This is a genomic window from Stenotrophomonas sp. STEN030, from assembly GCF_056759995.1.
In genome coordinates, this window is record NZ_JBRREB010000094.1 from 1 (window position 1) to 7660 (window position 7660).

Consider the following 7660-nt stretch of genomic DNA (forward strand, 5'->3'; position numbering starts at 1 on the left):
ATGCTCGGCAGAGGCTCTACCGGCGATGCCCCTGCCGAGCATGGCTCGGCACTACATGGGTTTGCCTGTAACGCCCCTGCCGAGCATGGCTCGGCACTACATGGGTTTGCCTGCAATGCCCCTGCCGAGCATGGCTCGGCACTACATGGGCTTGCCTGTAACGCCTCTGCCGAGCATGGCTCGGCACTACCGGAAATCTTTGGCTCAGAACATCTCGCGCTGCAGGCCCAGCGTGCCCAACACCTTGCTGGAGATCTCTTCGATCGAGGTGTGGGTAGTGCTCAGGGTCGGGATGCGTTCCATGCGGAACATGGTCTCGGCCGCAGTGACTTCGCGCTTGCAGGTCTCGAAGCTTGCGTAGCGCGAATTCGGGCGGCGCTCCTGGCGGATCTGCTGCAGTCGCTCCGGGTCGATGGTCAAACCGAACAGCTTGTTGCGGTACGGGCGCAGACGCGGCGGCAGGCGATCCTGCTCCAGATCCTCTTCGGTCAACGGGTAGTTGGCTGCACGGATGCCGTAATGCATGGCCAGGTAGATGCAGGTTGGCGTCTTGCCAGCCCGCGACACCGCCACCAACACCAGGTCAGCCTCGTCGTAGTTCACCGCGATGCCGTCATCGTGACTGAGCGCGAAATTCATCGCGTTGATACGCCGGTGGTAGCTGTCGAAATCAACCATGCCGTGCGCCTGCCCGACCTTGGAGTGGCGCGCAGAACTGAGTTCCTGTTCCAACGGCCCGATGAATGGGGCAAACACATCCAGGACAAGGGCTCCGCTCTCTTCCAGGATCATCTCGAGGCTGGAATCCACGCAGGAACTGATCACGATCGGGCGCACCTGGTAGCGCTCGCCGGCAGCCCGGATGCGCGCTGCCGCCTCGTGTGCTTTGTCGGCATCGTCCACGAATGACATGCGATCGGTAACGAAACTGAAGCCATTGAACTGGGTCAATAGACTGTGACCCACGGTCTCGGCGGTGATGCCGGTGCCGTCAGAAACATAGAAAACCGGCCGGATTGCCGTCATGAAAGCTCCCTTCAGAGTGTGATCCTGACCACGGGTCAAGCGTGATGGCCTAGCCTGTCCCCAAAAAGACAAGCACAAGACAAAGTATTGTCACAAGCTTGTGCGGCTTCGGTGTGCACTGCATCATATTGGCTTCTTCCTACGGACGTGGCCATCCCAAGCCCGCCACGGGCGATGGCCTCAACGGAGCATCGCGCTTGAACGAGAATATCCTGTGGTTGCATGAGCTGCGCTTGGCCGATTTGGCCCGCGTAGGTGGCAAGAACTCCTCGCTCGGGGAGATGATCGGCAATCTAGCCGGTCTGGGGGTGTCCGTCCCCGGTGGTTACGCAACCACGTCCGAAGCGTTCAAGGACTTTATTGCCCACAACGACCTGTCCAAGCGCATTTTCGACAAGCTGGCCACGCTGGACGTGGAAGATGTCGCTGCCCTGACCGTTGCCGGCAAGGAAATCCGCAACTGGGTGATCGATGCCCCGCTGCAGCCGCAGCTGGACCAGGACATCCGTGCCGCCTACGAAAAGCTGAGCGCCGAAAACGGTGGCGGTGACATCGCCGTGGCCGTGCGCTCCTCGGCGACCGCCGAAGATCTGCCAGACGCCTCCTTCGCTGGCCAGCAGGAAACCTTCCTCAATGTCACCGGTGCCGATGACGTCGTGCACAAGGTGAAGGAAGTGTTCGCCTCGCTGTACAACGACCGTGCCATCGCCTACCGCGTGCACCACGGCTTCAAGCACGAAGACGTGTTCCTGTCCGCCGGCGTGCAGCTGATGGTGCGCTCGGGCGTGGGTTCGTCGGGCGTACTGTTCACCCTGGACACCGAGTCCGGCTTCCGCGATGTGGTGTTCGTCACCTCCTCGGTCGGCCTGGGCGAAATGGTCGTGCAGGGTGCAGTCAATCCGGACGAGTTCTACGTCTACAAGCCCAGCCTGCATGCCGGCAAGCCGGCGATCCTGCGCCGTTCGCTGGGCTCCAAAGCCATCCGCATGGTCTATTCGGACGTCCCGGGCGAGCGCGTCAAGATCGAAGACACCCCGGTCGAGGTGCGCAACACCTTCTCGATCAGCGATGAGGACGTGCAGGAGCTGTCCAAGCAGGCGCTGGTCATCGAAAAGCATTACGGCCGCCCGATGGATATCGAGTGGGCCAAGGACGGCGTCAGCGGCAAGCTGTTCATCGTCCAGGCCCGCCCGGAAACCGTGAAGTCGCGCGCCAAGGCAACCCAGATCGAGCGCTACGCGCTGCAGGGCAAGGGTGAAGTGATTGCCGAAGGCCGCGCCGTTGGCGCCAAGATCGGCTCCGGCGTGGCCCGCGTGGTCAAGTCGCTGGAAGACATGGCCCGCGTGCAGCCAGGCGACGTACTGGTCGCCGACATGACCGATCCCGATTGGGAACCGGTGATGAAGCGCGCGTCGGCCATCGTCACCAACCGCGGTGGCCGCACCTGCCATGCCGCGATCATCGCGCGCGAGCTGGGCGTGCCGGCCGTGGTCGGCTCGGGCAATGCCACGCAGCTGATCCAGGATGGCCAGGAAGTCACCGTCAGCTGTGCTGAAGGCGATACCGGCTTCATCTACAACGGCAAGCTGGCCTTTGAACGCACCACCACCGATCTGGGCAATATGCCGCCGGCACCGTTGAAGATCATGATGAACGTGGCCAACCCGGAACGCGCCTTCGACTTCGGCCAGTTGCCGAACGCAGGCATCGGCCTGGCCCGTCTGGAAATGATCATCGCCAGCCACATCGGCATTCACCCGAATGCGCTGCTGGACTACGACCGTCAGGACGCTGCCACCAAGAAGAAGATCGACGAGAAGATTGCCGGCTACAAGGATCCGGTGAGCTTCTACGTGGACCGTCTGGCCGAGGGCATCGCCACCCTGACCGCCTCGGTCGCGCCGAACCCGGTGATCGTGCGCCTGTCGGACTTCAAGTCCAACGAGTACGCCAACCTGATCGGCGGCAGCAACTACGAGCCGCACGAAGAGAACCCGATGATCGGCTTCCGCGGCGCCAGCCGTTACGTCGACCCGAGCTTCTCCAAGGCGTTCGCACTGGAATGCCAGGCCGTGTTGCGCGTGCGCAACGAAATGGGCCTGGAGAACCTGTGGGTGATGATCCCGTTCGTTCGCACCCTGGAAGAAGGCCGCAAGGTGGTGGAAGTGCTCGCCGCCAATGGCCTGAAGCAGGGCGAGAACGGCCTGAAGATCATCATGATGTGCGAAGTGCCGTCCAACGCACTGCTGGCCGACGAGTTCCTGGAAATCTTCGATGGCTTCTCGATCGGCTCCAACGACCTGACCCAGCTGACCCTGGGCCTGGACCGCGATTCCTCGATCGTCGCGCATCTGTTCGACGAACGTAACCCGGCGGTCAAGAAGCTGCTGTCGATGGCGATCAAGAGCGCACGTGCCAAGGGCAAGTACGTCGGTATCTGCGGCCAAGGCCCGTCCGACCACCCGGATCTGGCCGAATGGCTGATGCAGGAAGGCATCGAGTCGGTGTCGCTGAACCCGGACACCGTGGTCGACACCTGGCTGCGTCTGGCCAAGCTGAAAGCCAATAGCTGATCTGGCTGTTGATACATGAAAACAAAACCCCGCCTTGGCGGGGTTTTGTTTGTCTGCGAGGTGAAGACGATCCTGGATACATTTGTGGGCGCGGCGTTCGCCGCGAAGCCACAGGTCAATCAGGTCGCAGGCATGCCGGTGATTTCAGCATTGCCAGTTTCGCGGCTCACGCCGCTCCCACAAACAGCAGATTGCGGTTCACACCAACTCCGCCGCCGCAGCCACTACATCCGCATCACCCGGCAACACCAGCAACGCCGCGCCAGCCAACGGCGTATAGGTATCCACACCGGTCACCCGGCGCAGCGGCACCTGCGCGTGGCCGGCTTCGACCAAGGCCGTGATCACGCCCTCGCCCACACCAGCACTCTGCCGGCCTTCGTCCAGCACGATGATGCGCTTCGCGCCCTTGGCCTGTTCGGCGATATAGCCAGCATTGAGCGGCACCAGCCAGCGCAGATCGACCACCCGCACCTTCCAACCATGTTGCTCCTCGATGGTCTTGGCAGCACGCAGCGCCATCGGTACGCCATTGCCGTAGCTGATGATCAACAGATCATCATTGCCTTCGCCATAAACCCTGCCCTCGCCCAGCGTCAGCGCCTGATCCGGCGCCGGATACGGGAACAGCCATTGACCGTCGCCAGCGGCGTGCAGGTCCTTGGTCATGTACAGCGCGATCGGCTCCAGGAATACGCAGACCCGCCCATCGACCTTGGCGAGCGCAGCAAGCGTGCGCAGCATCGCCGCGGCATCATCACCACGCGATGGGCAGCCAACCACCAGCCCTGGAATATCGCGGATAGCGGTGATCGAGTTGTCGTTATGGAAGTGGCCGCCAAAACCCTTCTGGTAACCCAACCCGGCAATGCGGATCAGCATCGGGTTGCGGTACTGGTCATTGGAGAAGAACTGCAGCGAGCAGGCCTCACCACGCACCTGATCGGCGGCGTTGTGCAGATAGGCCAGGTACTGGATCTCAGGCAACGGCAACATGCCCATATTGGCGAAACCCTGGGCCATGCCCAGGATCATGGTTTCGTCGAGCAGAGTGTTGAACACCCGGCGTGGGCCAAAGGCTTTCTGCAGGCCCTTGGTGACCGTGTATACGCCGCCCTTCTGCGCCACGTCCTCACCGAACAGCAAGGTCTCCGGGTACTTGGCGAAGAGGTCATGCAGTGCCTGGTTGATCTGCACTGCCAGATGCTTGCCCGGCTGGTTTTCCGGCAGGCCGGCTTCGCTGCCGAACACCTGCAGGCGCCGCTCGCTGTAGTCCGCGCGTGTTGCCTCGGCCTGCACCTTGTCCGGCGTATACGGCGCCAGCGGTCCAATCACATCCTGCAGCTCGGTCAGGCGCGGGCGCTTGTCGGCATCCTCGGCGGCAGCGAAGCAGCGCTGGCGGGTGTGCTCGTACAAGGCCAGGACTTCGGCCTTGTCCATCAGTCCCGATTCCACTGCAACCTGCGCCGAACGCAGCAACGGATCGCCCGCCTCCACCGCGCACAACTCCTCCAGCGCACGCCATTCAATCTCGAAATCGGTGCCGGCGTGGCCCATCAGGCGGGTAGTGCGCAGGTGCAGGAAGGTCGGCCGCCGCGTGCGCCGGCAATGTTCAACTGCGCGCTGTACGTCGGCGTAACCGTTGACCAGATCCAGACCGTCGGCATGGAAGTAATCCAGGCCCGGGCGGTGGCGGAAGCTTTCGGCGATCCAGCCTTCTGGAGTTTTCACCGAAATGCCAATGCCATTGTCTTCGCAGACGAACAACACCGGCGCCGGCAGCTTTTGGAAGCTGCTCCAGGCGGCTGCATTGAACGCGGTCTGCGCGGTGGCGTGATTGGCCGAGGCATCGCCGAACGAGCAGATGGTGATGCTGTCGTCAGGAATCGGCAGCCCCTGCCCCAGTCGCTTACCGGCTTCGATCGCCATTGCCGTGCCCAGCGCCTTGGGCAGGTGCGAGGCGATGGTCGAGGTCTGCGGCAGCACCCACAACGGCTTGCTGCCCCATACCTTGTGGCGGCCGCCACTGGCCGGATCGTCCTTGCTCGCCGCAAACGACAATGCCGAATCCATCACCGGGTCCATGCCCGGCAGCTTGCGGAAGCGCTCGGCCATGAAGCCGCCGGAGCGGTAATGCAGGAAGGCCGGATCGGTATGCCGCGCGGCGCGCGCCACCATCGCATTACCTTCGTGGCCAGATGAGCCAATCGTGTAGAAGACCTTGTTCTGCACGCGCAATACGCGCGCCATCAGGTCCAGGTGACGGCTGATCAACTGCGATTCGAACAACTCACGGAAGCCTTGCGCATCCAAGGTGCTACCCGGCAACACCGGCGCAGCCGGCTGCGGACCTTGATCCGGGCCCGGCGCCAGCGCGCTGACGAATTCGATGAAATTGGTGTCGCAGATCTCAGCGCGGTTCAAGCCCTTCATGCGGGCCGGAATGGGGTTCGGTACACGAGCAAACATGCAGACAGACTCCACAGCAAACAAGTGATGAGACGGAATCAAGCATCAAGGACGAACATTCAACCTGCGAGTATCGGCATGAAGCCGGGCTGGGCCTGCACGGCCTGAAGCCAGCGCTGGATCGCCGGATACGACGACAGGCCAATGCCGCCGTCTTCAGCGACGGCGGTGTAGGCGAACAAGGCGATATCGGCCACGCCGTAATCGGGACCGGTGAACCATGGATTGTCCTGCAGGTGGCGCTCCATCACCGCCAATGCCTCATGGCCACGCTCGCGCAGACGCGGCAGTTCAGCGCGGCGTAGCGAATCAGCTGGCGTCCAGACACTGATGAAGCGCGCGACGGCGATATAGGGCTCGTGGCTGTACTGCTCGAAGAACATCCACGACAAGGCCTGTGCCCGCTGCCAACCATCGCTCGGCAGGAATGGGGTGCCTTCAGCGAGCCAGAACAGGATCGCGTTGGATTCGGTCAGCACCCGGCCGTCGGAGCGCTGCACCAACGGCACTTTTCCGTTCGGATTGAGCGCGAGAAATTCAGGGGTGCGGGTCTGGCCTTCGGCGCTGTTCACCTCGACCCAGTCGTAACGCGTGCCCAACTGCTCCAGCAGCAACCGCACCTTGTGGCAATTGCCCGACGTGGACATGCCATACACCCGCAACCCAGCACCCGAAACACTCACTGATCCGCTCCCCGCTACCGAACTGGCAGACGACAGCTTCCATCTGAACGGATCACGGGTGCTGCGGTAAAGCTGCGACCGCAGCAAAAAAGCGATCTCAGCGCTGTGACATCCACTGCTGCCGGGATTGCCCCCACACATCCACCTCGATATCGGCAGGCGCGGGCAATCGCGCCTGCCGCAGCAAGGTCGAGCCCAACTTGCGCGCCACCGCCACCGAACTGGTATTGGCCGGCACGATGGTATGGATTACTTCCTGCCACCCCAGCGTGTCGAACGCCCAATCGACACTGGCCCGCGCCGCCTCCGGTGCGTAACCACGGCCCCAGAACTCGGAGGCGATGCCCCAGCCTACTTCCGTGCCCGGCCAGCCATGCGGCTGCCAAGGCCCGACCCGGCCGATCCAGCGCCCGCTGCTTTTCTCGATCACCGAGAACATGGAGTACCCCAACAGCTGCCAACTACCAGTCAACGCTGCCAGGCTGCGCCATGCGACCGAAGGCGGTTGCACGCCACCGAGATGTTGCATGGTGTGGGGATCGGCGCAGAACGCTGCGAAGGCATCGAAATCCTCAGCGGATGGTGGTCGCAGCAGCAGGCGTTCGGTTTCCAGTCGCAGGTCGAAGACACTCATCGCGGTTCCTGTGTGCGGCAAACAAGGACGCCGAGCTTGCGCCGGCCGACCTTGCTGGTCAAACCGCCGCTACCTTGCTGGCACCTGTTTGTGGGAGCGGCGTAAGCCGCGAAGCTGACACTGTTCGCTCCCCTAAGAGGCATTCACGCCACCTGATAGCGTGCGGGCTTGGCGGCGAAACCCCCACCCCCAAAAAAAAAAAAAAAAAACCATCCACGGGGGAGGGCGAGGATAGGGGGGGGGAAGAAAAATAAAACAAACCACCCTTAAGCTAG

The 7660-nt window shown here is 62.5% G+C and carries 5 protein-coding genes; 1 reads left to right on the forward strand and 4 read right to left on the reverse strand.

Going from position 1 to position 7660, the window contains the following annotated elements; genetic code table 11:
* Window positions 1-204: 204 nt before the first annotated feature.
* Window positions 205-1026: a posphoenolpyruvate synthetase regulatory kinase/phosphorylase PpsR gene (gene ppsR / locus ACVOLR_RS19560; protein WP_481537920.1), complete on the reverse strand. Its 822-nt coding sequence runs from the start codon at window positions 1024-1026 to the stop codon at window positions 205-207.
* A 197-nt stretch (window positions 1027-1223) separates the two neighbouring features.
* Here ppsR and ppsA point away from each other — a divergent pair, with 197 nt between their 5' ends.
* Window positions 1224-3599 carry a phosphoenolpyruvate synthase gene (ppsA, locus tag ACVOLR_RS19565; RefSeq protein WP_481537921.1) on the forward strand — a complete coding sequence of 792 codons (2376 nt, stop codon included), beginning with the start codon at window positions 1224-1226 and terminating at the stop codon, window positions 3597-3599.
* Between the two features lie 198 nt (window positions 3600-3797).
* Here the strand turns inward: ppsA and ACVOLR_RS19570 are convergent, their stop codons facing one another.
* The 3 genes from ACVOLR_RS19570 to ACVOLR_RS19580 form a co-directional block, all read right to left on the reverse strand.
* On the reverse strand, window positions 3798-6068 hold the full coding sequence (locus ACVOLR_RS19570) for a thiamine pyrophosphate-dependent enzyme (protein WP_481537922.1): 2271 nt from the start codon (window positions 6066-6068) through the stop codon (window positions 3798-3800).
* A gap of 59 nt (window positions 6069-6127) precedes the next feature.
* Window positions 6128-6751 (reverse strand): glutathione S-transferase family protein, encoded by a 624-nt coding sequence (locus tag ACVOLR_RS19575; protein ID WP_481537923.1) that lies wholly within the window; start codon window positions 6749-6751, stop codon window positions 6128-6130.
* 97 nt (window positions 6752-6848) lie between these two features.
* On the reverse strand, window positions 6849-7385 hold the full coding sequence (locus ACVOLR_RS19580) for a GNAT family N-acetyltransferase (RefSeq protein ID WP_481537924.1): 537 nt from the start codon (window positions 7383-7385) through the stop codon (window positions 6849-6851).
* Between the last annotated feature and the right edge of the window lie 275 nt (window positions 7386-7660).